Origin of the sequence: Flexithrix dorotheae DSM 6795, from assembly GCF_000379765.1 — a bacterium.
In the GTDB taxonomy this organism is placed as follows: Bacteria; Bacteroidota; Bacteroidia; order Cytophagales; family Flammeovirgaceae; genus Flexithrix; species Flexithrix dorotheae.
On record NZ_KB903431.1, the window covers coordinates 263,712 to 286,280 of the forward strand.

The 22,569-nt window shown below is 33.5% G+C and carries 22 protein-coding genes; 3 read left to right on the forward strand and 19 right to left on the reverse strand.

Annotated elements, in window-relative coordinates:
• Positions 1-434: 434 nt before the first annotated feature.
• The 5 genes from A3EM_RS41575 to A3EM_RS0104970 all read right to left on the reverse strand — a co-directional run bounded on the left by A3EM_RS41575 (position 435) and on the right by A3EM_RS0104970 (position 7,811).
• Positions 435-2,258, reverse strand: a complete 1,824-nt coding sequence (locus tag A3EM_RS41575; RefSeq protein ID WP_020527070.1) for an erythromycin esterase family protein — start codon at positions 2,256-2,258, stop codon at positions 435-437.
• A gap of 193 nt (positions 2,259-2,451) precedes the next feature.
• Positions 2,452-4,377: a M20/M25/M40 family metallo-hydrolase gene (locus A3EM_RS41580; protein WP_083925177.1), complete on the reverse strand. Its 1,926-nt coding sequence runs from the start codon at positions 4,375-4,377 to the stop codon at positions 2,452-2,454.
• Between the two features lie 46 nt (positions 4,378-4,423).
• Entirely contained in the window at positions 4,424-5,899 is a 1,476-nt protein-coding gene (locus A3EM_RS0104960; protein ID WP_020527072.1) for a TlpA family protein disulfide reductase, read from the reverse strand.
• A 77-nt stretch (positions 5,900-5,976) separates the two neighbouring features.
• Positions 5,977-7,239, reverse strand: a complete 1,263-nt coding sequence (locus tag A3EM_RS0104965; protein ID WP_020527073.1) for a peroxiredoxin family protein — start codon at positions 7,237-7,239, stop codon at positions 5,977-5,979.
• A gap of 335 nt (positions 7,240-7,574) precedes the next feature.
• Positions 7,575-7,811: a hypothetical protein gene (locus tag A3EM_RS0104970; protein WP_026210103.1), complete on the reverse strand. Its 237-nt coding sequence runs from the start codon at positions 7,809-7,811 to the stop codon at positions 7,575-7,577.
• Positions 7,812-7,881: 70 nt separating this feature from the next.
• Here A3EM_RS0104970 and A3EM_RS0104975 point away from each other — a divergent pair, with 70 nt between their 5' ends.
• Both A3EM_RS0104975 and A3EM_RS41585 read left to right on the forward strand, forming a co-directional pair.
• Positions 7,882-8,760 (forward strand): ArdC family protein, encoded by an 879-nt coding sequence (locus A3EM_RS0104975; RefSeq protein WP_020527075.1) that lies wholly within the window; start codon positions 7,882-7,884, stop codon positions 8,758-8,760.
• Between the two features lie 186 nt (positions 8,761-8,946).
• Complete coding sequence (locus tag A3EM_RS41585; RefSeq protein WP_020527076.1) at positions 8,947-9,606, forward strand: tetratricopeptide repeat protein; 660 nt, start codon at positions 8,947-8,949, stop codon at positions 9,604-9,606.
• Positions 9,607-9,609: 3 nt separating this feature from the next.
• Here the strand turns inward: A3EM_RS41585 and A3EM_RS0104985 are convergent, their stop codons facing one another.
• The 11 genes from A3EM_RS0104985 to A3EM_RS0105055 form a co-directional block, all read right to left on the reverse strand.
• Positions 9,610-10,728, reverse strand: coding sequence for an ATP-binding protein (locus A3EM_RS0104985; RefSeq protein WP_020527077.1), 1,119 nt, complete (start codon positions 10,726-10,728; stop codon positions 9,610-9,612).
• A 469-nt stretch (positions 10,729-11,197) separates the two neighbouring features.
• The gene (locus tag A3EM_RS0104995) at positions 11,198-12,766 is read right to left on the reverse strand and encodes a hypothetical protein (protein WP_020527079.1); all 1,569 of its coding nucleotides are present in this window, start codon (positions 12,764-12,766) and stop codon (positions 11,198-11,200) included.
• Positions 12,753-13,295, reverse strand: a complete 543-nt coding sequence (locus A3EM_RS0105000; protein WP_020527080.1) for a hypothetical protein — start codon at positions 13,293-13,295, stop codon at positions 12,753-12,755. Before A3EM_RS0105000 ends, A3EM_RS0104995 begins: the two co-directional genes overlap by 14 nt.
• A 27-nt stretch (positions 13,296-13,322) precedes the next feature.
• Entirely contained in the window at positions 13,323-13,952 is a 630-nt protein-coding gene (locus A3EM_RS0105005) for a hypothetical protein (RefSeq protein ID WP_020527081.1), read from the reverse strand.
• Between the two features lie 123 nt (positions 13,953-14,075).
• Entirely contained in the window at positions 14,076-14,633 is a 558-nt protein-coding gene (locus tag A3EM_RS0105010) for a hypothetical protein (RefSeq protein ID WP_020527082.1), read from the reverse strand.
• A gap of 402 nt (positions 14,634-15,035) precedes the next feature.
• Positions 15,036-15,470, reverse strand: coding sequence for a hypothetical protein (locus A3EM_RS0105025; RefSeq protein WP_020527084.1), 435 nt, complete (start codon positions 15,468-15,470; stop codon positions 15,036-15,038).
• A 185-nt stretch (positions 15,471-15,655) separates the two neighbouring features.
• On the reverse strand, positions 15,656-16,282 hold the full coding sequence (locus tag A3EM_RS0105030) for a hypothetical protein (protein WP_020527085.1): 627 nt from the start codon (positions 16,280-16,282) through the stop codon (positions 15,656-15,658).
• A 213-nt stretch (positions 16,283-16,495) separates the two neighbouring features.
• A complete protein-coding gene (locus tag A3EM_RS0105035; protein WP_157637743.1) occupies positions 16,496-16,849 on the reverse strand; it encodes a hypothetical protein in 354 nt (117 codons plus the stop codon).
• A gap of 11 nt (positions 16,850-16,860) precedes the next feature.
• Entirely contained in the window at positions 16,861-17,346 is a 486-nt protein-coding gene (locus A3EM_RS0105040; protein WP_157637744.1) for a hypothetical protein, read from the reverse strand.
• Positions 17,347-17,506: 160 nt separating this feature from the next.
• Complete coding sequence (locus A3EM_RS0105050) at positions 17,507-18,535, reverse strand: formylglycine-generating enzyme family protein (protein WP_020527089.1); 1,029 nt, start codon at positions 18,533-18,535, stop codon at positions 17,507-17,509.
• 242 nt (positions 18,536-18,777) lie between these two features.
• The gene (locus A3EM_RS0105055) at positions 18,778-19,431 is read right to left on the reverse strand and encodes a hypothetical protein (protein WP_020527090.1); all 654 of its coding nucleotides are present in this window, start codon (positions 19,429-19,431) and stop codon (positions 18,778-18,780) included.
• A 366-nt stretch (positions 19,432-19,797) separates the two neighbouring features.
• On the opposite strand from A3EM_RS0105055, the gene A3EM_RS0105060 reads away from it, so the two are divergent.
• On the forward strand, positions 19,798-20,262 hold the full coding sequence (locus A3EM_RS0105060; RefSeq protein WP_026210105.1) for a JAB domain-containing protein: 465 nt from the start codon (positions 19,798-19,800) through the stop codon (positions 20,260-20,262).
• A gap of 109 nt (positions 20,263-20,371) precedes the next feature.
• Here A3EM_RS0105060 and A3EM_RS0105065 read toward each other — a convergent pair whose 3' ends face one another.
• The 3 genes from A3EM_RS0105065 to A3EM_RS0105075 all read right to left on the reverse strand — a co-directional run bounded on the left by A3EM_RS0105065 (position 20,372) and on the right by A3EM_RS0105075 (position 22,561).
• A complete protein-coding gene (locus A3EM_RS0105065) occupies positions 20,372-21,271 on the reverse strand; it encodes a hypothetical protein (protein ID WP_020527092.1) in 900 nt (299 codons plus the stop codon).
• Positions 21,272-21,362: 91 nt separating this feature from the next.
• Positions 21,363-22,172, reverse strand: a complete 810-nt coding sequence (locus A3EM_RS0105070) for a hypothetical protein (protein ID WP_020527093.1) — start codon at positions 22,170-22,172, stop codon at positions 21,363-21,365.
• Positions 22,169-22,561 (reverse strand): hypothetical protein, encoded by a 393-nt coding sequence (locus A3EM_RS0105075; RefSeq protein ID WP_020527094.1) that lies wholly within the window; start codon positions 22,559-22,561, stop codon positions 22,169-22,171. Before A3EM_RS0105075 ends, A3EM_RS0105070 begins: the two co-directional genes overlap by 4 nt.
• Between the last annotated feature and the right edge of the window lie 8 nt (positions 22,562-22,569).

Sequence of the window (22,569 nt, forward strand, 5' to 3'; positions counted from 1 at the left end):
ATGCAANATTCACTCTGAGAAAGCCCAAGAAAGAATTTTAAGCTTAGGATTTAGCGATGAAGTATGGGTTTTTATNAATGGACAGTTGCTCTATACTGACAAAAACATCTTTGGAACTCCACAGCAAAAGGAACCAAAAGGAAGGTGTACTATTGAAAATACCAGTTTCAAGCTACCATTGACAGAGGGAAATAATGAAATCCTAATCGGTCTTGCCAATTACTTCTACGGTTGGGGGTTGATTGCAAGATTGGATAAAACCGATGGAATTATATTCAAATAAAAATATCCATAAGCACTATGAATGTTTGAATCATAAAAAAAGTATTGTCCAATCGAGCCTGATCTGAGTGAGTATGGAGTTTTTCATTATGATGGAAATTTCAGGATAAAAAATAAGGGAAAACATTACTTTAATATTTTATCTTACTCTACTACTCCTGAAATTTCACCAACAAACTTTTTTCTCCAGAATGTTTTTCTTCATTGGTAACTGCCACTTCATATCCGGTATCAAAAACAAACCAATACTCTGGTTTTGAATTCAAAGTATCATTTTCAAAGGAGGAATTTAATTCTTCACATTCTGAGTTTTCAAAATAAAGTTTCACATCATCTATATAGAATTTCCCACCTCCATTGGCTACAAATCCGATCTGTATTTTTTTTGTTCCTGGCTCAATCATTTGCTCAACTATATACTCCTGCCAAATATTTTGGCGGTCTTTTATTTCAAAAAATTTGTAGGAAGGCGCTTTGTTTTTGTTTTTAATATGCAACCACATTTTTCCTGAAGAAATACTATCACATTTAACCATAATGGAAAACTTCGCCAGTTTGCTCTGATTCTTATTGAGTGGAATCAGCTTTGTAAAACCACCAGCTTTTTTTAGAATAGGAATTGAACTTGTAGTTTCATTTATAAAGATAAGTCCATCATATTTAGTCATTAGCCTGTTTTTTACATATCCATTATGATTTTTGTGACTAAATACGGCTCCTATATCCCTGGATCGTTTCTTTTTATTTAAATACAATTTCATATCACGATTTGCAGAAACTTTCTTAAAATCAATAAAAAATTGATCTTCTTTACATTTTGCAAAAGTTTGGCTACTGGATCCTGGTTTTGCTTCTCCCAAATGGTGGACCTTTAATTTATTTCCAAGGTTATTGCTCATTCCCTTGGCGCGAAAGCTCCCCATGTTAAAGTCCAAACCTATAGCATAATATTGATTTCCATACTTTTTTGCCAGGTAATACCCCATAGCCTTTGGCCCATATTCATAAAAGCTTTTATTGACATGCCCATTATGAGCCCAAAGCATAACTTTTTGATTTTCTCCTTCGTGTTCTAATATCCAGTTTACATTTTGTGCCATACACTTATCTCGAAAAACAAAGACCTCGCTATTAGACTCAGAGGTGTTTTTTACAATTATTTTACTTGAAATATTTTGAACCAATATTTCCAAATGTTGTAATAAAAGATTGAGCTCTTCTTCCTGAGATTTTTGGGTTTCATCGTTTTTAATCTGATTGATATTGGAATGAAGGATTTGGATTTCGGTCTTGATGGTGGTTAATTCCTCTATGGATGAGTCAAGGTAATAATTGTTGTTTTTTAATATTTCCAAAACGTTTTTATATTGGTTATAAAGCTCAATATCGACCTTGGACAGGTTTCTCTGAACATACATGGCAGCCCCTTTTGAAAACTGCATATCAAATCCATAGAATTTGATTTTTTTATCAAATGGTTTATCAATATTAAAATCCCTCATCCATTCTATCATATCTAATACTTCCATGGTGTTCCAGGTCCAGAAATAAATGCCTTCCAAGGCTTCTTTTGGATTCCCTTCTCCATTCAATATATAGTTATTAATGGCTTCGCATTCCGAAAAATTTGCCTCAATTCCAAATAAAGTAAACCCCATCTCTTCAGCCAGGAATTTCATCATTCTATGCTTCATCTGAAAGAATTCCTTAGTTCCATGAGTAGCCTCTCCCAAAGCCACAATCCTTTTGTCTTTCAGAATCTCAATCAAGGGGAGAAGATCATTATTGTCACTTTCAGGATTAACTGTTTGGATGGCAATGGCATTTTGGTCAATCCAATCAACAACCTTATTCTGTGCGAAATTAGAAAGGGGATTGAATAGCAAAAGGAAGCTTATCAGGAAAGAGTGCTTTTTTAATATTGCCTTTGTGAAATTATCATAATTCCATAGAGGCAGGAGGAATGAAGTTCCCATTTTGGAAATTTGAAGTTAAATGAAAAAAAGGTGAGTTGGTATTATGTAAATTCTATTTCCTTATAATTCCTAAATGAAGGTTAGGGTGAATTGGTTGCTTATAAATTGGAAGAGTTTTGATGTTTTCTGAAATTATTTTATGAATGATTAGGTAGATTTGATATTTTATTTTGCATCGGTTTACCAAAAGTAATCATTCCACCAAAACCACCGTCAAACCACCATGTCCTTTACCATCTTTTACCAATTCATTCAATGGCGTTTTTGGATCAGCTGTCCAGCTTCCATCTACTATGAATTTGTAATAATATCGTCCTTTGGGCAGGTCAATTTTACATTCCCAGCCACTTTCTGTTTTGTATAAAGGAGTGCCAAACATATTCCATTGATTGAAATCTCCCACAAGGCAAACCGATTTTGCATCAGCATTTCCTTCCAGTTGAAATGTCACATTTCCTTTTTTGCCTGGAATAGGAGAATTAAATTGTTTTCGTGGAAGCCTATTTTCTTCCTGCGCAATTTTATAACTTAAATAAGCGATCAATTTTGCATTATATTCCTGGTCTTTTGGCGGTACGTACTCATAAACATCCATGTTAGTATGGTGTATTGCCGTCATGTAATCAAGCGGGTCTTGTATAAATTGAAAAGCGGGAACATTAAAGTAATCAAATAATTCATGGTCCGTCTGATTAGTATTTTGCAAGGTAAGTGTTTTGCTTTTTTCAAAAGGCTCTAAATATTCTGAAAAGTAGGCCGCTACGTTTGGATTACCATTTAAATAAACTCCCCGAATCATTCCTGCTCCATTATCTAAATTCAAGTATGCCGAAATTTTTTCGTTTTCTATTTTTATTTCCCCATTTTCAAAATTCCCCACAAAATCACTTACATATTTTTCAGAACCAGCGAATATTTGTTCTTCTCCGCCCCAAAGTATCAAACGAACGGTACGTTTGGGTTTCACCTCTAATTCATTGATAATCCTGAATGCCTCCATCATTACAGCACAATTGGAGGCATTATCAACAGCACCAGTCCCTGCATGCCAACTATCCAAATGGGCACCAATAATTACCAACTCCTCTTTTAACTTATTATCGGCCCCTTCAATTTCGGCTATTAGGTTGACATTGAATTTAGGGTTTTCGTAAAATTTTGTCTTTAAGTTTATTTTAAGCTTTGGCGTAATTCCTAATTCCATTAACCTGACTATCCTGCCAAAATGTTCATTGCTAAGGACAAAGGATGCAATGGGCTTCAAATCTTCTTTTTTAGAAAAAGAAGGAACAGTTCTATTTCCATCGGCATGTAATATGCCATAAGGAAAGTTGCTTGGTTCAATGACTGCAATAACTCCCTGATTTTTGCAGAATTCAAAAAATTCCGTTCTTTTCTTTTTGATTCGGGTACGTAATCCAAAAACATCAACAATTGATCTTCTACTATGAAAGCCAATAATTAAATGATTGGGGTCAGGATTAGCGGCTGCTTTTGTTAAGGTCATATCATCGAGCCGTCTGGACATCGTATGCGCTACATTTGATACAGGTTGATAATAACCACCCATTAAAATTATCTTGTTTTTTAATTTGCCTTCAAGCTTATAGACTTCTTCAAATGAATGAATTAATACCGGAATTCCTTCCTGAACACCATTTGTGGAAATTGAAAATGCTAAAGGATAGGCATTTAAAGGAGCATAATTTGGTTCAGAAAGTTGAATGCTGAAATCCTCAATAGCCCAGCCAATATGATTTTTATCAAAGGATTGTAATTGTATGTTTTTGATTCCCCAACCCTCCAGTTGTTCTTTTATCCATAAAACTGATTCATAATAATTAGGAGTGCCAATCAGCCTGGGGCCATACACATCAGCTAAGTAACTAATTGTGTGCATGATGTTTTCCTCCAGAGAATCTTGCTCTATTTGCTGCAATATACTTTCATTATTATGTTTTTTGAGAATTGGAATCAAAGCCATCTGGCAATGAGGACAATTTCCTTCCTGATCAAAAACCAACGTATCACAATCAAGATTACAAGGTGTACATCTGAACTGGCTTATGCCGTAAAATGGGAATAAGAAGAGAAGTAAAAGCAAGATTTGAACCGGCATTCTTTATGTTTTATTGGTTGACCTTTTAGTATTTTGGAGGAATTTTTTAATCCACTAATAATTCATCAATCTGAAATTTTATCTGCTCTTTTTCCCCGGGTCTTGGAGCATCCTTGGAAATAATGTCGCCATCCTTATCAATAATAGCATAATGTGGTATGCCTGAAATACCGAATGCTTTACTGAATACATTGTATTGAGCGTCTGTCAATAAAAAGTGTTCTCCAGTAAGGTTCTGATTGGCAATAGTGGCTTTCCAGGCATCTTTTTTACAACGGTTTGCCAGGAATAAAAATATTACATCCTTATTTTGATACAATTGCTGAAGAGATTTTGAGTTTGGGAACTCTGCGATACATGGTGTGCACCATGTTGCCCAAAAGTCTATGTAAATTACTTTGCCATTATATTTTGAAGTAATTGTATCGATAATTTCTGTAACTATTTTGCTATCTATGGAATCAATATTTGCACTGCCTGTGTTCTGGTTCGCCATATATTTTTGTAAATCCTGATGTTTTTTGGAAATTACCTCCCTGAAAAATGGATCAGAAATAAGGCTGGAATCATACATGGTTTCAAATCCTTTTAAATCTTTTCCACTTATTGCCTGAAGATAAAACTTGGTCAGACACAAATCTTTGGTAAATCCTGTTGTATTTTGGTTTATCATATTTAATAAAACCTCTACCCCTTTTAAAATGTCATTTTGCTGAAAAAACTTATTGGCTTTTTCAGCAGAATCTTTGGGGTGTTTTAAAATATGCCGGTTGAAATGATGTAAAAAGTCAGCGTGTTTGATGGAAAAAAGAAGATCATCTTCCATATTATATTCCTCCAAGAACTTGTAATAATCTTGTGGTAGTTCTAGAGAATCCTGTTTAATTTTATTTTGACTGGAATACCATTGTGGATAGGCAATTAAATCGCTCAGGGTTTCATATTTAAGTATATCTTCTATAAGTAGATTCAATAATTGACTTGTGTTATTTTCTTCTTTGTATTCCTGGAAGAAAGTCCTGAATTTGTTTTCCCGTGCTTCTATATAGGAAGAAAACTCCAGTGCAGTTTTGTCCTTTGCCACATCCGGACTGTACTGAGGATCGATTTTGGTTTTTCCGGCAATAAATTGATTGAAATCTTCATTGTCTTTTACCCTGTTACCTGCAATTACATTTGCGGATTTCTGCTCCTTGTCAATTTCTATTTCAAGTGTATCCCCGGGGGAACAGATAAATAAGGAAACGAATCCATAGTTTAAATAAAATTCCTGAGGGTAAAGGATAGGTACGGTCAATAAAAAATTCCCCTGATCATCTATTTCGGGAATATATTTGTTCAGAAGGCCATTTTTTATGATATCCCGAAAGTAAAATCTAAGGTTGTTCTGTTTTTTAGATTCATTAAAATTAAGAACGGTGCCAATTATAGTAACATCATCTTCCTGCCATTCCACTTGGGCTGAGAGTTCAGGTTGGAAATAAATGAAACTAATTAAAAAAATAGCCAGTTTCAGTTTCATAATTCTTACTTAAAGTTTGTTTTGTAGGATGTTGCAATTACCTATTAGTGATAAGGCATGTTTTTTAAAGAATTCTTCTAATCCAGATTCTTTGCCAAAACTTCTCTGATATGTTCCATAGATGGATTAATGGCCATTATCTTACCTTCCGAATCGGTGAAAACCATCACACCTCCTGCATTTAAAATATCATATTTGAAGTTGATTTCACTCTTCCAATCAGGTTCATCAATAAGAGTAACCCAGGGATGCTGCTCTTTTTCTAGTATTTTCTGAACATCATCAATTTTGTGATACTTTGAAGCAACTCCTATCACCTGAAATCCTTTATCCTTATATTCATCATAAGTAGTTTTTAAGGCTTTGCTTTTTTTCAGACATGGCCCACACCAGGGAGCCCAAATATCTATAATGGCATATTTACCCTTTAATTCATTACTTAATTGATATTGTTGCCCGGTTATATCCGGTAGATTAAAGTCCTGGTATTTTCCACCAATTTTTACAGCAGATTCAATTTGTAATAATTGATGTGTATAGGGGTGATCAGCGTAAATACTCATGAATTTTTTTTCAAGTCTTTCCAGATCATCATCATTATAATATTCACTATGTTTTTTATTTTGATATATGCATCTGGTAAGCAGAAAGTAGGTGGCTATGGAAGGTTTTTCTTCTAAAAAAGATAGCTTTTGTGCATTTATTTCTTTTATTCCTTCTTTTAATTCATCATTTATTGCTTTCGCTTCTTTTGACAGATGAAGTTCTTTTTGGTATAGCGAGCTTAATGCTAAATGATATTTTTTTTCCTCTTCATAATCGACAGCCTGGTTTAATAATTTCTTGATGGTTTTCGCTGTATCACTATAGTATTGGTCAATCCCTGCCAAACTGTCAAATTTTAATTCATAAAAATCATAAAACTGCTCTTCTTTAGGATGAAATTCCTCCTTGTATGCTTTGTGATTTTCATTCTCCTGACCTCCAATATATTCATTCTCTGTTTCTTTTTCTTGCCGATAGAGGGTTATATCTATCTTTCCATTTGTAGGGAAAAAATGATGTTCCTTCCAGGCTCCAGCAGTGTGCTCTTCATCGAATACAAGCATATAAACTTCAATATTCGAATAGTTTAATTCATAAGTGAACTTACCTTCAATAATAGGGATTTTAATAATCTCAGAGGATCGTAAATCATCAAAAGCTTTGGCAAGTAAAAGTACCTTGCTTTCAGGTCGATCAATGACAGAACCAGAGATTATACAAACCTGCTCTTTATTACTGCTGCCAATTATTATTAGGAAACATAAAAGGAAAGGGATTTTTATTAATAGTTTCATTTGAAAAAATGGTTTAGTAGCAGTTGGAATAAAAAATTGTTAACCTGTGATATGGTGCAGTTTTGTATTGGGTGTGTTGTGTTTATGTTTCGTAAAATAAGTATAATTTGTAGTAATTAAAAATAAATATTCATTTAATTATTGTTTTGTGTAATTGAATATTGCCAAAGGGGTTGAGAAATTCAAAAGAAGAAAGTTCTGTTTGTCTAATCTTTCAACTGAAGGATTATTTTGAATAGACTCTTACCCTTAGTTATTTTTTCTGGGGAAAAAATCTAAAATAACCCCAGAAGTAACTATTTCCCTCCGATCAACCAATCAATAACAAGGCGTTTTCAGTGATCAATTTCCCGGTTGTCACCGGGCCAATCGATCACTGAAAACATCATCATCAAATCTAGAGGTTTCGGATAAAGTTCCGTTTTTTTCCCGGAAAGGACCACTACAGCTGTACTGCATACCTGCCCAATTCCACCCTGCAATCCTGCAAAAGACTGCCTGATTTTATCCTGCACTGTCCCAGCTCCTCTAGTTACACTCCCCCAAGATAAAATCACGCTTCCTGTTTGCACGAATCCGGGATAAAAAACGAGGGGTGATCCTACACACTAAATTTTTTGTTTCATTTAAACCCTTCTAATCATGAAAAACGATGTGTATCAAATCGTGACCGCTCAATTAATCGAACAACTTGAAAAAGGTACTATCCCCTGGAAACAACCCTGGAATCAGTTTGGCCCTGCTGCCAATTATCTTACCAAGAAGCCTTACAGGGGAATCAATGCCCTTATCCTCAACTCTCTGCACTTCACTTACCCTTTCTTTCTCACTTTCAAACAAATCAAAAAACTCGGTGGCAAAGTGCAAAAAGGAGCCAAATCCATTCTGGTGGTTTACTGGAATTTTGTATTTAAAAATAAGGATACCGGAGAGATCATTCCCGAAAACAAGCTGGCTAAATATCCCGCTGACCAGATCGAGAAAAAAGCTTTCCTGAAATACTACAGGGTATTCAATATCTCCTGTGTAGAAGATGTGCAATTCGATATCCCGGAACTGACTATCAAAGCTGATAACCACCTGATCTGGGAAGGTGAACAGGTCCTGCGAAATATGCAGAATCCGCCTGCACTCAAACACGAAAAAGCTCAGGCCTTCTACAATCCCAAAGAGGATTTCATTAACATGCCAGCCATGGAATTATTCCCAGACTATACTTTGTACTTGTCAATTTTGTACCATGAAATTGTTCACGCATCGGGCCATGCTTCCCGGCTGGATAGAAAAGCAATTTCGGGAGGAAATACCACTTTTGCATCTGAAATTTATTCTAAAGAAGAGCTCCTTGCAGAAATGGGAGCATGTTTTCTCTGTGGGCATGTTGGAATTCAAAATCAACAAACTCTGGAAGATTCCGCAGCCTACATTCAGGGTTGGTTGGATGTGCTCAAAAGTGACAACAAGTTACTCATTGAGGCAGCTGCTCAGGCACAAAAGGCTGTGGATTACATCCTGGCTTAAGTTTTTGGAAGGGGAAACCCTTCCTTTTTTTATTTGATTTTTTAATTTCAATTTAGTGATCCCAAAATAAACAAAACCTATTTGTAGTAATATCAGTAAATACTATTCTCATTAAATATCAGGGTTTTGGGTTAATGCTCCACATTTAATGAAATTAGGTAATTGGTATTATGGTAAAGATTAAATATGAGACAAGTTTTTGTGATTTTTCTATTTATTTTTTCACAAAATCTATATGCACAGGAAGATACATTGTTTTTTCATAAAGGAAAAAGGTTATTTATAAAACATAAATATAAAAGGGCTATCTCTCAATTCAATAGATTTATTAAACTCCACCCTAATGATACTATGGCTTACTTTTACCGGGGTATTGCTAAATATTACATAGAGGATAATCAGGGGGCTTTCCAAGACATAGATAAAACAATTTCTTTAGATTCAAATTTTCATTATGCCTACAACGTCCATGGGAGTTTGAATGCAAGGTTAAAAAACTTTGAGGAGGCAATTGATGATTATAATAAGGCAATTGAGCTTGATCCTGATAATCCAAAATATTATTTTAACCGAGGTAATGCCAAATTCGGTAATATTCGCCATAATGTCATGTATTATGAGGAAAATTACAAAGAAGTCTTAATGGATTATACAAAAGCCATTGAACTTAATCCTGAATTTGCAAAAGCTTATTATAACCGAGGATTAGTTAAAGATGAATTTTCAGATTATAAGGGAGCTTATGATGATTTTAAAAAAGCACTAGAATTTGATCCAAATCATTATAAAGCTAAAATTGCCGTGGAAAATTTTGAGTATGAAAATTTCTCTTTAGAATCATACTGAACATTATATCACCACAAAGTCCCGAAAATTATCCCTATCGATTATTCTTTGCTCAGCTTTATATTTTTCTACAAATGTTTTAGGAAGAGTTGTTCCTTTTTTTGCCTTCCATTTAAATTCAAAGCCGGTGATTTTTCCATCCATTTCCTCTATGAAATCTACTTCCTGTTGTTGTTTGGTTCTCCAAAAATATGTTTTTGCAAAAGTTCTTTTATAGTGATTCTGTTTTATCCTTTCAGAAATGAGGAAATTCTCCCATAAAGCTCCTGTATCCTGCCTCAGGTTTAGAGTTGCAAAGTTTCCAAGAACCGTATTTCTAACCCCATTGTCATAAAAATAAATTTTTTTATTTTTCTTAATTTCATTCCTCAGGTTTCCGCTAAAACTCCCAAGTTTAAAAACTACATATCCTTTTTGTAAAATATCAATATAATTGCTAATCGTATTTCTGTCTACGCCTACGGTTTGTGCCAGCTCATTATAATTGACCTCATTTCCCATTTGTAAAGCTAAAGCCTGTACTAATCGATCAAGCACCTCTGGTTTTCCAATTTTTGAATAAGCAAGGATATCCCGGTATAAATAGCTGTCTACAAGTTGTTTTAGAACTTCTTTTTCTTCACCTGGATTATTCAATACATCTGGGTAAAATCCATAGATGAGCCGGTTTTCCAATTGTTGCTCCGAAACAAGATAGCCATGTTTATTTTCATATTCTTCCCAACTGATGGGAAACATTTCAAACTCCCATTTTCTTCCGGTTAATGGTTCACTAAGCTGATTGGTTAGATCAAAAGAAGAAGAGCCACTTACAAATAATTGAATACCATCAAATTGATCCACAAGTATTTTCAGGGTTAAGCCAATTCCTGGAATTCTTTGAGCTTCATCAATAAAAATGACCTTATGTTTTCCGATAATACTTTTCAATTGTTCTGTATTGGGCTGATCCAACAAGGACCTGACGGTAGGATCATCAGCATCTAAAAACAGATGTGAACCATGGATGAGTTTCGATTTAATCAGAGTGGTTTTTCCAACCTGCCGTGGACCAATTAGAATGATGGCTTTACCACTCCCTACCTTTTTTTGTAATACCTCAACTAAAGTTCTTTCGTACATTATGCTTTATGAGTTATGACTATTTATGAATTAATTCATGTAAAGTTATAACTAAAAGTGAATTTAACTTGTTTGTAAATTAAATATTTTTAGTGGAAGTGACCATTATTTATCAACCAAAAAGAATCCTTTTTTAAACAATTAGCCTCATAAATTGGCAGTTCAAGTAAAAAGAAAAGAGAGATGAAAATTACTGCAAGAAATTTAATTGGGGCATAGGAATCTTTAAGATATATTGCGCTGAAAAATAGATTAGTTGCATACAGAATAGAAATGCAAATTACAATTAAATAAAAAGGTAATTGATAGGTGGTTATATTCGAATAAACTAACTCATTCAATTCTTGATCATTTAACTCTTCTACGGTTTTGAATAAAAATAATTCTTCAGTTAGAACATCTTTAATACAAAACAAAAATAAAAATGGACCAAAGAATAGAAATATGGAAAATACAATTTTAATATATTTCATTTCAAATAAAAGTCAAAACCTTCCACCGGATTTTCTTGGAAATACTTTTTCTCCTGATGTGTTTCATTCACCAGTTTATAAACTTTTAGTGCTCTTAGCTTTTCTTCGTCTGTGGGTGCTTTATACAGGTGGACAGCTTCTTGTTTCCATTTATTCAGAAAAACAATGGCCTTTTTTCTTACGGTTTCATTCTGATCAATTGTTCCAATTAACAGATCTGGAAAGCCAGTAAAACCGCCAATTTGGCTAAAGAGATTAAGGATTGAAATTTTTAATTCTTCTGAGGATGATTCCTGATAGCCAGATCTTGCAATTTCCAATATTTCCAGAGTATAATGCCTGCCTAAAAACTCAAGGATGATTTTTCTCAGACCGATATTTCCAGTAAATAGATTTTCGCTGGCAAAACTTATGGCTAAAGAAGTATCTAGCCTGGTGGATACATAAAAAGCGGTTTTTACAATTCTTGGTTTTTTATTTTCCAAATATGGCTTGATGAATTCAGCACTGTTCTTTGCCCCGATATCCAACAATCCTAGTAAAGAGCCAATTACCTGTTTGCCCTCCTTTAAATTTCCTTCATAGATATCCTGGAAATCTATGAAGGAATCTTTGAGATAAAATCTGCAGAAGTGTCTGATTGTGCCTGAGTTATCAGCTAAAAAATTAGGAATTAAATCTTTAAAAGCCGGAGTTCCTTTAATGGACATTAGGGTCTTCATCCTAACTCTGGCAGATTTATCGTTTAGTAAAGCCTGTTGCTGAGCATGATTGAATTTATCAAAGTGTTTTAAGCTCAATAACCTGATCAGAAAACTTTTATCATCAATCAAAAGGTTCAGTTCTTCTGGTGATTCCAATTTTTCTGACAAATGGTTAGCAAGAATTTTTCTCTCTTTTTCTGGAACAGACCTGAATTTGGCAAGAGTTTCCTTTCGGTTATCTTCCAATATAAATTTTATTAACTCAAAATATATTCCTGATAAGTCGGCTCTTTCAACGGACAGTAGCCAATGAAGATGAGAGAGATTATCAAGAAGAGCTGGTAAATATTCCAGTTTTTTGAATTTCAATAATTCCTGCCGAACTACATTTCTGACAACTGGTACCCAATCTGCTAACCTGAATAGTAAGAATGGAAAAACCTCCGGTTTTTGTGAATTTCCCAGTCTTTTTACAGCCTCCTCCCTGACGTATCCATTGCCATTTAATGAAGCAATTTTTAAAATCAGGATAAAATCTGCTGTAGAAAAGTGCTTTTGGAAGAATATAAAATCTGAACGTAATATATCGCAACGGCTTAATGTAGGGTAAAAATTTTTCTTCCTGTTTATGGCATAAAATAAAACCCTGATGGAATGTATAGCCCCTGCTCTGATCTTTTCTGAATTGTCTTTAAGGAAGGGAAAAATATCTTGGATCAGATTTGGAGTACCTGTTTCGGAAAGTTTTTGTAGGGCAAATAATTTTTCTTTCATATGATTATTCCTGGAAAATAATCCTTTTCTGTTGGGTTGCCGCAAGATTTCGAGGTATTGCCAGACTTCCATTTTAAGATACTCCATTTACTCTCAAATTAATAAGTTCTTTTTTATCAAGGTTAATCTGAATATTCCAATGATAACTGCCCCCATCGAAAACTACCAAATATTCCGTCATCCAATTTTTATCTGGTTTAGAGATACCTCTTATTTTGTCTATTAAATTGTACCTATCCCAATTGCAACTTAAGTAAATATAGCGTTCTCCTTTTTCTGAAATGAAACCAATGTATTGCCTTTGATATTTCTTTAGCTTTTTATGGATGGTGGGACCAATATTCTTACCCTGATTAATTCCTTTATTAACTTCCTTAAGGTGATTGTTTAATAATCGCTCTACTAATTCTATGTCATTAATAGTGGGAGTAAAACGATATTCAGATGGAGGATTTTGCGAGAAAGGCATTTGATATTCTTTAGAGAATATTACTCCTTCAAAGTTTTTACCTTTTACATAAGTTGAAAATTTAGAAATTTTTTTACTGCTTATTACCTTCTGGGCAAACGTGGATAATCCAATAAGTAAAAATAAGATGGTGGAAATTATTTTCATGCTTAAAAAAAGTTATTCCTTCCTCTCTCACAAACCTTTTAATTTTTCTTTTATTGATTGAAGAAGAGCGGTATCTTCTTTATATTCTGCTGCAAAATTTTGTAAATCCTTTGTAGTAAATATGGGACTCCGGACAAAGTCATACATACCATATTCCTTGAGAAATTTGGTAAAAATATCCCGGCAACTCCCATACTCCTCATGAATTAATTCATCTCCAGTTTGCCCTGAATCCCAGGCTTCATATTTCCGTAAGAAAAGGGATTCATGACTTTTCGTGAACCAATTTCGGGTGTAACCATCCTCTGCAAATGCTGTTGTATAATCTTTCATTCTCCATAAAAATCCGTTTTTAAATTCATTGATCGTTACCAGATCTTCACGAAATTTCGGTAATCCCCAGCTTTCTCTGTGTTGCTCAAAAAATCCCTCACAATCTTCTCCTTCACAATGTCTTAAAATAAATTCTGCTCTGGTTTTAGCATGATGTATATTTGTTTTATACAAGTAGTCCGCAATAGTCTTGAAATCTAAAATAGGGTCATGAGTATTTGATCTTTTCCTTATTGCTTCATCAAGCACTGCTCTGGGAAGAAGTGAAAGTGGTGATTTTATTTCTAAAATTTTGTTTAGATGTAGAATTCTTGAATCTTTCATTTAGATCATTTTCAATTAATCCTTATGGTAATTTAATAAATAGCTATTTAAAAAAAATGATCAATAGAAATTGATATTACCCTAACACTAAGTTAGCGTTTATTTGAAAGGTTTCATATAATATCATAAGAAGTCTTCACCATATTTAAAATTGAGATAATATTTTTTGAAATTATTTAAATCACTAAATATAAGCCCTGAATCCAAACTATAAATGGCTAGTATTTTCCCGTCATCTAATTTGTAAACATCAAAACCAGTTCCTTTCCATATTTTATCTTTAATACTAGTAGGTTTAAAAATAATCTTCTTAATTTCGTTTGAGTCAATTGTTAGATAAAAGGGAGTGATTTTGTGATTATCAGATATTTCAGCCGCGATTGGTAATTCAAAAAGGCTAAAATTCATTTCTTTTTCATTTTCAAATAATAGCCCTCTATCTCCAAATATATTCATATAGAAAACTAAATATTTGCTATTGATTAAGTATATCCTTTTATCTAAAACCTTGGGTTTTTTTATTAGATTTTCATCGGTTAAATAATGCTTAATTTGGGTTAAAAGGTCAGTCGAAAAATAAAAAGCTGATACATTATTAGGTAGCCTGATTTTTAAAGGATAATTTTCAAATAAATATTTCTGTCCCTTATCAGTTTTGAAGCTTTCAAATAATTCTTCCATTCAGAAAATTTATTTTTATTAAAATTAAAAATCTTTACCTACTCCTTTTATCAAATAAGGTCTTCCGCCTTCTGGATTCCATCCGATCAAAATGATCATTAAAGTTAGCTTGTTGATGATTATTATTCCCGAAAATCATAAATATTAAGGTTTCTAAAAATCGTAAAAATTTAGATTTCTTAGGGGTTTTTCCAAATTCTCGCATGGTAACATTAAGTTTACTTAAAATAAGCTGTAAAGATGATAAACTCCAAAATTGGATAGCTGGATTGAAAAAACAATAGTCCAATCGATACCCTCCCAAAATTCTAACAAAGTTTCCATTTTGTGGAGGACACGTCCTCCTTGGAGCTATAGGTTGGGTAAGATGAACTGGTAGTCAGCCGTCTAGATTAGCAAGTGTTATTTTAGTTGAATTCCAGCTTTAGCAGCAGCTTTCTTAATTGCTTCCTTTTCTGCAAGAATTATATCTTTTGGACCAAGAGCATTTTTTATAATACTATAAATCTTAAGATAATCTACTTCAATTACTGGTGACTCTATTTCATTTGCAATCAAGAGAACATAATTGTACCCAAGTTCATGTAGTGCACCATTTAAAAGGCTAATGTCTTCTTCAATCAAGGTGAATATTAATTCATTGCTCCATTGTGAGAATTCAATATTTGTATTACACGATGAGTCGAATGTGCAAACAAATTGTTTTACTATTTCATGGTTCAGGTCTTCAAAATTCCTGCTTAATTTTTTTAAAGCATCAATATTGCATTTTTTACAGTCCTGGGCAATCCCGAATTGTACTACCAAAATTAATGGAATAATAAAAAGCTGCTTCATTTAATCAATATTTTTCAAACGTTAGTGGAAGTACAAAGGGTTTTATTTTCCTATTTGTAAATTTTTCCTTTTATCCCTGAGCAATCCTACTGGCATAAGATTAGGACAGTAATTAAACCATTATCCTTAATCTAGTCCCTCAAAACCTGAATAAGGAACTATTATTGGAATGTTATTCACCGAATTTAAATATTTTGAACTTTAATGTTATAAACATCTATACTTGTTCGAGGAGATGTGAAAATTCTAATACCATCTAACGCTTTAGACTTAAGCTCAAATTCACCTATTTCCCTTTTATTGTAAATTATATTTCCCTTATATCCACTAATAAATACTTTAATTTCTTGAGGCGAATTTGTTATGTCATTATCCGTAAATTTAGATAATAAAATGATTTCCTTTCTATCTGCATATAACTCTTCAGAAACAACTATCTCAGATTTGTTGGTTATATATATTCTATAGTCCATGGAGGCGCATGTCAGCATAATACCTGCTCGAGAATGGGAATCAATATCTCTTCCCAATAGATCTATTTTGAATGTGACAGAAAAATTTTCTTTCAAATTGTAAAGATATGTCCTATTATATGGAGCAGAACTTGTTTGGCGAATGGTGTCTTTTGCATGTATGTGGTATTTCCCATTTTTCAATTCTAAGGAATGATATTGAGTTTCTTCCTCAATCCACCGTAGTTCATTATTATCAAAATTTTCATCAATAAGGACGTTTTTGTCCTTTAAACTACAAGAATTTAGGAATGCAATTGAACATATAAGAATCGCTGGCTTAATTAATAATGACTTCATATTTTTAAATAAAAGAGTTAGGGAGGAAATCTTACTTAAGAATTCAAATTAACGAGGGATATTTTGCATAAAAACGGATAGTGCAAATGAAAAATTTTACTACTGAATAATTAAACAATATATCATTCTGTTAATTCTTTTCTGGGCCTTAAATAGGCATAATTAAAGCCAGATAAAGAACACAAATTAATTATCAACTTAAAATTTATAATATTAAAAATTAGGAAGTTCAATATTCGCAACCGGTTTCAATCTATTTACATCATCCAACCAAATTCTAAGGATATTCTCTAGTGCAATTTCATCCTTTATATTATAATATTTTTCTGTTCTAATAAGAAATAAATCCCAATCATTTCCATGAATTTCTTCATTATATTTTTCATCAAATTCAAGATATTCAACTTCATAATTTAGGAAGTAGAATTTTGTTATTTCCTCTCTACAATCTGCTCCTTTTATCATCAAAACCGTTATCCAAGCTTTATTATTGGGGTTTTGACCAGTGGCTGAAACTTTTGCTCCGACCATACCATTTGCAGTTCTTCCATTTTTGAGTTGATTCAAAATTTTGAATTCTATATTCGTTTTTGGCTGCATTTATTATTCTTTTTCTTTTTAAATGTTAGTATTCTCTTTATTGGTGTGGAAAGTTTTTCTGTTATAATCAGTAAATCATCTTTCATTTCATAATTATATCCAATAACGTAATCAGATTTAATCAGAATTAAGGTGTTTTCGTCAAATTGATAGTAATATTTGTTTTCATTTGAAAGACTTAAAATACTATCGTTTTCAAATCTGATTCGGGCTTCTAAGGATAAATCTTGACCCAGAAATTCTTTTTCGTTAAATTGATCAGCATAGTCTGATGGGAAATTCCAATTTACAGTGTCTTGAAATTGTTTAAGTAATTCGCTCTCAGTTTGGATAAGTATCCAATTACCTAACAAATTAGCCTTATCGGAGTCGTCATAAAGTAAGTCATTCCTGCTGTCGTTTTCTCCTACACATGTCATCAGAAGGCTAATTATGATGAATAAAAAAATCAGTATTTTTTTCATTTTTATCACTACCAATATATTTGCAAATACTTTTTTGAAAATAAGCAGAATATTATTTTTTCAGGGAAAATATTGAAATAAGTCTCCTAGACCAAAGTCACAGCGGAAATCATCACAAGACATACTGATTTTGGTACTGATTTTTTTTAAAAAGTTTGATTTACTTTTCTTCAAGAGTTACCTCAATTACATATCTAAACCCTAAATCGACTGAAGGTTTTTCGTAAGTTGTATTCTTCCCAATTGAAATATTTTGAAGCCTATTATTAAAACTTCCTCCTTTGGAAATATTTTTTGTATTTGTCATTTCAGCCATATTGCCAATTAAATTGTAAATACCAAAATTATTCGGGGTATTGGATTTGACACCAGAAGGCATTTTCCTTAGCCCCTTGCACTGATATGTTTTTTTAATATTATCATCCAAATAAAAATGGTCATGTACGTTAAATTCCACAAGGTTTACTATAATATTTGGATGATAAGTTAATCCAAGGCTATCAAACTGAGGTTTGTTGATTATTTTACAACTTAAATCATATTTTGCACTTTTTTCATCGTAAAATTTAAAGCATTTCCTGTTATAATCTTTTAATAAGCTACGGTTCTTTCTTTTACCAGTTAAGGTACCATACTTATGTACCGTAGTATCCATATTAGCTATAGCAGCCAATTCCCACTCAGAAATTGATGGTAGTCTATATGTTAATTTTAAATGATACTTTTTCAGGGACTTTAGTTTTTTACGAAACTCTGGAGAATTCACTTTTTCTGTCCAAATATCGGTTAACCACTTACAAAATCTATTAGCTTGATCAAATGATATTCCCACCACAGGTGAATAACCATATCCAGGATTTCTTAAGTAATGATCAATAAAAGGCTCGCTTTCACTGGAAAAAGCACTATTAATATTTAAATCATGACTTGTCCAGACCATTGTATCTGGTAATTGTAATGAAAAATATTCTTCAGTAGAATCCTTAATATAATGTAAATACTCCAAATACTCCAAGTTGCTAACCTCAGTTTTACTAATAAAAAGGTTGTTTTTTATCCTTACACTATTTGAAAATTCAATTGTTCCATTTTTTACTTTGTACTTCCCCAATTTAATAGGGTCGTAATTGTAATAATTGTTAGTGCAACTTGAGATTAAAAGAAAAATTAGGAATACATATTTTACCATTTAAGTTTACTTTTAATTACTGCTTAGGATTTTGTAAATACCGTTGGGTTTATTTCTCTAGGTCATTAAAAATTTAACTTTGAAATGAATAGAAATTTATTTTTTCAGTAAAAAGCATTGAAGTAAGTCACCTAGTCAAAAGTCACTGTAGAAATCATCACCATTCATTGTGGTTTTGTACTTGATTTTATATTTTAGGTTTGATTTTCCCTGTCAAGCACCTATTAGATGAGGTTATAATTTTATTTATTTTTTGACTTGGTCTCTCTCAACAAATTTTCTTTTTTATCAAAATACTTTGTTGAAATTAATTTGCTGTTTTGATCATAAATAAATTCTATAAATGCACAATAGCAAAATCCTATTTCTACAATATTTCCTTCCACGTTAAAGAAAGTTCTTCGTACTTTTTGCCCATTTTCAAAATAGTCAATTTTTATCGTTGAATAACCATATCCTACATGGTTTACTAATACCTCATTTTGGTCATAGGTGTTAATTGTAGTTAATTGTCCTTGATCATTATATACATTTTCAATTATTGCATATCCTTCTATTCCGTTAACCAAATTATTTTCTGAGTCTAAAAATTTTTTCTTAATCATATTTCCGTTTAAATCATATTCCATCTTCATTATAGCATTGCCTTCATATTTAGACTCTTTTAAGTTGCCTTCTTTATCCAACATCCTTGTCTCAAGATGTAGTCCATTTTTATCATATATTTCTTCTGCCTGAAAGTCAATTTGATTTGTTTCTGAATTAATATATTGTGTTCGAATTATTTTTAAATCACCTCTTTTTTCTTCTTTTATTTCTTTAGTTATTCCAGATTGTGCGAAGAGAGGTAAACTAAATATTATGAAGAAAAAGCTAAGCATTGTTTTGAATTTCATCTCTAATTGGGATTTAATTATCTTATTGCATCCAACGGTTATATTTACCTACGGATTATATTTTACATTTAGTATCTAGATAATCTTTTTAGAATAACCAGAAAATAATTTTTCCAATTAAAATTCACCAACCATTTAATCCTTACCCTTAAACCCCCACCCAAAATCCAACTAAAATTCCCAACAAAGTTACCCTTTCGTGGAGGACACATCCTCCTCAAGTCTCTGCAATTGATGCAAAAGTGTTCGGCATAAACCCGCTGTTCCTGGCGCCTGATCCATTTATTCCGCTGCCATTTGCATTTAGTCCTCCAGAAAGGGTGGGGCTGGTTCAAAATTTTTGTTGAACCTTTAACCCATCAAATCATGGCTAAAGAAAGAAATTCATTGTTCCAGGTGACTGAAGTTGAAATCTCTTACCACTCAAAAGTTCCTGCAAGTGAGCGTTACAAAATTACCTGCTCCAGTGATGCAGCCGAGTTGCTGAGAAAGCACTGGGAAGATGGACAACTCGGTTTTGTAGAATCCTTTAAAGTCCTACTGCTCAATAGAGCCAACAAAGTTTTGGGCATATTCACCGCTTCAAAAGGAGGAATTTCTGGTACAGTGGCCGATCCCAAAGTAATATTTGCAGCCGCACTGAAAAGTTGCTCCAGTGCTTTGATATTATGCCACAATCATCCCAGTGGCAACCTCAACCCCAGCCATGCAGATATCCAACTGACCAACAAATTAAAAGAAGCCGGTAAGTTTCTGGATCTGCCAGTGCTGGATCACATCATTCTTACAGAGGAAAGTCATTATTCTTTTAATGATGAAGGCATCCTCTAAGGATGCTTTTATAGTGAACCACCATAGGAGTTTAAGGAGATTCCAAAATTGGTGGTTTGATTTAAAGGAAGCAAATGTGCACGGTTGCCCTTATTCATTTTCTTAGGCATTATTTAGCAGCTTTTGCCAATTTCCCCAAACGAGCCACTTTGGAAAATGAACCGGTAACCTTGGTGGCCAAACCCACAGCAGCTGCCATAAAAATGGAAGAAGTGGTTTTTCCCACATAAATGGAGGTAAGGAATGGCACAAGTATATAGAGGAAACACAACACGATATTGATAATTAAAAATAGTGGTGCCAGTCCGGGATCAAAACCATCGGCAATGGATTGGTAATGCAGGGTGTAAAAATTATACACCAGTGCATCGAGTAAATTGAGCGTAAGCAACCAGCAAACAATGGAAAAGTAGAAATCAAACCATTTTTTAATGCCATGGGTAAAACCTGGCATTAGGGCAAACATAAAGGCTAATGGACCGACAATTTTTACAAATGAGAGCAAAAACATTCTCAGGTAAAGAATTACAAACCGGATGATTCCGGTAAGCCCTCCAAAAATCATATTCGTGAGATAAGAATCGAATTCTCCCACAGCTTGCCTGAAGGCTAACATTTGATCTTTGATGTTATTCCAGGCTGCTTCCCAGCCGGGTTCACCGGGTTTTACTTTGGGAGAACCACTGATCATGTTGAGGGTGTTTTCAATTTCCTGCTGATCCACCAGAAAATCACTGCCATATAAAATGACGGTAAAAAACTGATCGAGCATGGGATTCCAAACCATGTAGGTAAGCAGGGCAATGAAGATATAAAGGGTATCCCGATAAAGCTGGTAATTGAATTTCAAACCGGAAATGAAGCCCTGAATCACCTGAAGGGAAAGGCGAATGGTAAGAATGGTCGCCCCAATTTTAATGGCCAACTGGCTTACTTCTCCCATAATCACCTTCACTGAATCCAGAAAAGGCTGGTGAACTGCAATTCCGTATATTGAAAATTCCTCCATTGATGTAATTGATTAAAAATTATAGATTTTATTGTAGCCACAAGTGTTGGGAAGAGGAATAAATTACCTCAATAATAATTAGCACTAGTGCTTAATATAATTCTTTAAGGCTGTTTTTAAACTTGAGTTGCTCAATAATTTCCTGTTCTTCTTTGATAATGGGGTCCGGTTCGCTGAAAATGATTTTATCCAAATCTTCCTGAAGCATGAGGTTAGAGCGGATGAGTTTTACACTTTCATTCATCAGCATCAAAATTTCCCCATCTGTCAATTCAATTTGAGAAGTATCATTCAGGATGACATTAATTTCCATAATTCGTTCTTCATTTTTTTTCATGAGTTCGGAAATCATGGCAGCCCGATCAAATTTTTTAGATTCCTTCAATTCTGCCATTTCCCTTTTTTTCTGCATGCTTTCCACCGTAGATTTTAGGGAAGTGGCAGAGTAGGAAATGCGGTTGTAAGTGGTATTTAAAGCTTTTAAAGTGGTGGCATCATAATAACCCTGATTAATGCTTCTGGCCATTTCATTGGTCCACTCGGTTTTGGGGATGTAGTCTGCAGGATTCATATTGATTCCAGTAGTTCTGCCAATAGCCCAGGCGGCATCACCCCAAATTAAGCCTTTGACATTTTCCCTGTTTTTCAACCGCTCCCGAATCTCCTTTTGTTGCCTGTAAATTTTCTCCAGATTCCTTTTGGCTGCCAGCGCATCTTTGGAAAGTGTTTTCAGGGTTTGAAAAGTTTCCACATCCTGAGCAAAAGATTTGATGTCTATGCCAAGCATTTTGGATAGAATGGAAGTTGTGACCGGGTCAGGGGGAGGAGGTAAAACCTGAGCAGTACTTTCAGGGGAAGATATTTTTATAAGAATAATCAATATGAAAACAATTTTTCTCATTTCGGCAATGGTCTTTGGAAAGTATAAATTTGTAAGTATTCATTTGTATTGGCGAAACTGGAATTATCGCTACCTCTTCCTTTATAATCTAGGGTTGAGGTGGAGAATAAAATCCAACCATATTTATTCATATAGTTTAAAATTTCATTGGCAGTTTTAAACTTATCACCTTTAGGGTTTTTTGAGTAATCTTCTAGTTTGGTGGAAAAATTAGACATCTCAATAATAGGATTTGGATTCACCCCGGAAGGTTTCACCAAAGTTCCACCCTGATAATAAACCCGCACTCTGACAGTGGCATATTCCATGGTTCTGGGCACGGTATCATTTTGGGTAAAAGCTGGTAAAGACAGCCAAATCAGGCAAAGATTCAATACAATTGTTTTCATGGGTCAGG

Excerpts from the sequence above, each read along its gene's own strand:
- A3EM_RS0104975 (WP_020527075.1), top strand. The coding sequence starts at position 7,882 with ATGAAAAACGATGTGTATCAAATCGTGACCGCTCAATTAATCGAACAA.
- A3EM_RS0105060 (WP_026210105.1), top strand. The coding sequence starts at position 19,798 with ATGGCTAAAGAAAGAAATTCATTGTTCCAGGTGACTGAAGTTGAAATC.
- A3EM_RS41580 (WP_083925177.1), bottom strand. The coding sequence starts at position 4,377 with ATGCCGGTTCAAATCTTGCTTTTACTTCTCTTCTTATTCCCATTTTAC.
- A3EM_RS0104960 (WP_020527072.1), bottom strand. The coding sequence starts at position 5,899 with ATGAAACTGAAACTGGCTATTTTTTTAATTAGTTTCATTTATTTCCAA.
- A3EM_RS0105010 (WP_020527082.1), bottom strand. The coding sequence starts at position 14,633 with ATGGAAGAATTATTTGAAAGCTTCAAAACTGATAAGGGACAGAAATAT.
- A3EM_RS0105070 (WP_020527093.1), bottom strand. The coding sequence starts at position 22,172 with ATGAGAAAAATTGTTTTCATATTGATTATTCTTATAAAAATATCTTCC.
- A3EM_RS0105030 (WP_020527085.1), bottom strand. The coding sequence starts at position 16,282 with ATGAAGTCATTATTAATTAAGCCAGCGATTCTTATATGTTCAATTGCA.
- A3EM_RS0105025 (WP_020527084.1), bottom strand. The coding sequence starts at position 15,470 with ATGAAGCAGCTTTTTATTATTCCATTAATTTTGGTAGTACAATTCGGG.
- A3EM_RS41585 (WP_020527076.1), top strand. The coding sequence starts at position 8,947 with ATGAGACAAGTTTTTGTGATTTTTCTATTTATTTTTTCACAAAATCTA.
- A3EM_RS0104965 (WP_020527073.1), bottom strand. The coding sequence starts at position 7,239 with ATGAAACTATTAATAAAAATCCCTTTCCTTTTATGTTTCCTAATAATA.
- A3EM_RS0104985 (WP_020527077.1), bottom strand. The coding sequence starts at position 10,728 with ATGTACGAAAGAACTTTAGTTGAGGTATTACAAAAAAAGGTAGGGAGT.
- A3EM_RS0105055 (WP_020527090.1), bottom strand. The coding sequence starts at position 19,431 with ATGAAATTCAAAACAATGCTTAGCTTTTTCTTCATAATATTTAGTTTA.
- A3EM_RS0104995 (WP_020527079.1), bottom strand. The coding sequence starts at position 12,766 with ATGGAGTATCTTAAAATGGAAGTCTGGCAATACCTCGAAATCTTGCGG.
- A3EM_RS0105065 (WP_020527092.1), bottom strand. The coding sequence starts at position 21,271 with ATGGAGGAATTTTCAATATACGGAATTGCAGTTCACCAGCCTTTTCTG.
- A3EM_RS41575 (WP_020527070.1), bottom strand. The coding sequence starts at position 2,258 with ATGGGAACTTCATTCCTCCTGCCTCTATGGAATTATGATAATTTCACA.
- A3EM_RS0105050 (WP_020527089.1), bottom strand. The coding sequence starts at position 18,535 with ATGGTAAAATATGTATTCCTAATTTTTCTTTTAATCTCAAGTTGCACT.
- A3EM_RS0105040 (WP_157637744.1), bottom strand. The coding sequence starts at position 17,346 with ATGAAAAAAATACTGATTTTTTTATTCATCATAATTAGCCTTCTGATG.
- A3EM_RS0105005 (WP_020527081.1), bottom strand. The coding sequence starts at position 13,952 with ATGAAAGATTCAAGAATTCTACATCTAAACAAAATTTTAGAAATAAAA.
- A3EM_RS0105075 (WP_020527094.1), bottom strand. The coding sequence starts at position 22,561 with ATGAAAACAATTGTATTGAATCTTTGCCTGATTTGGCTGTCTTTACCA.
- A3EM_RS0105000 (WP_020527080.1), bottom strand. The coding sequence starts at position 13,295 with ATGAAAATAATTTCCACCATCTTATTTTTACTTATTGGATTATCCACG.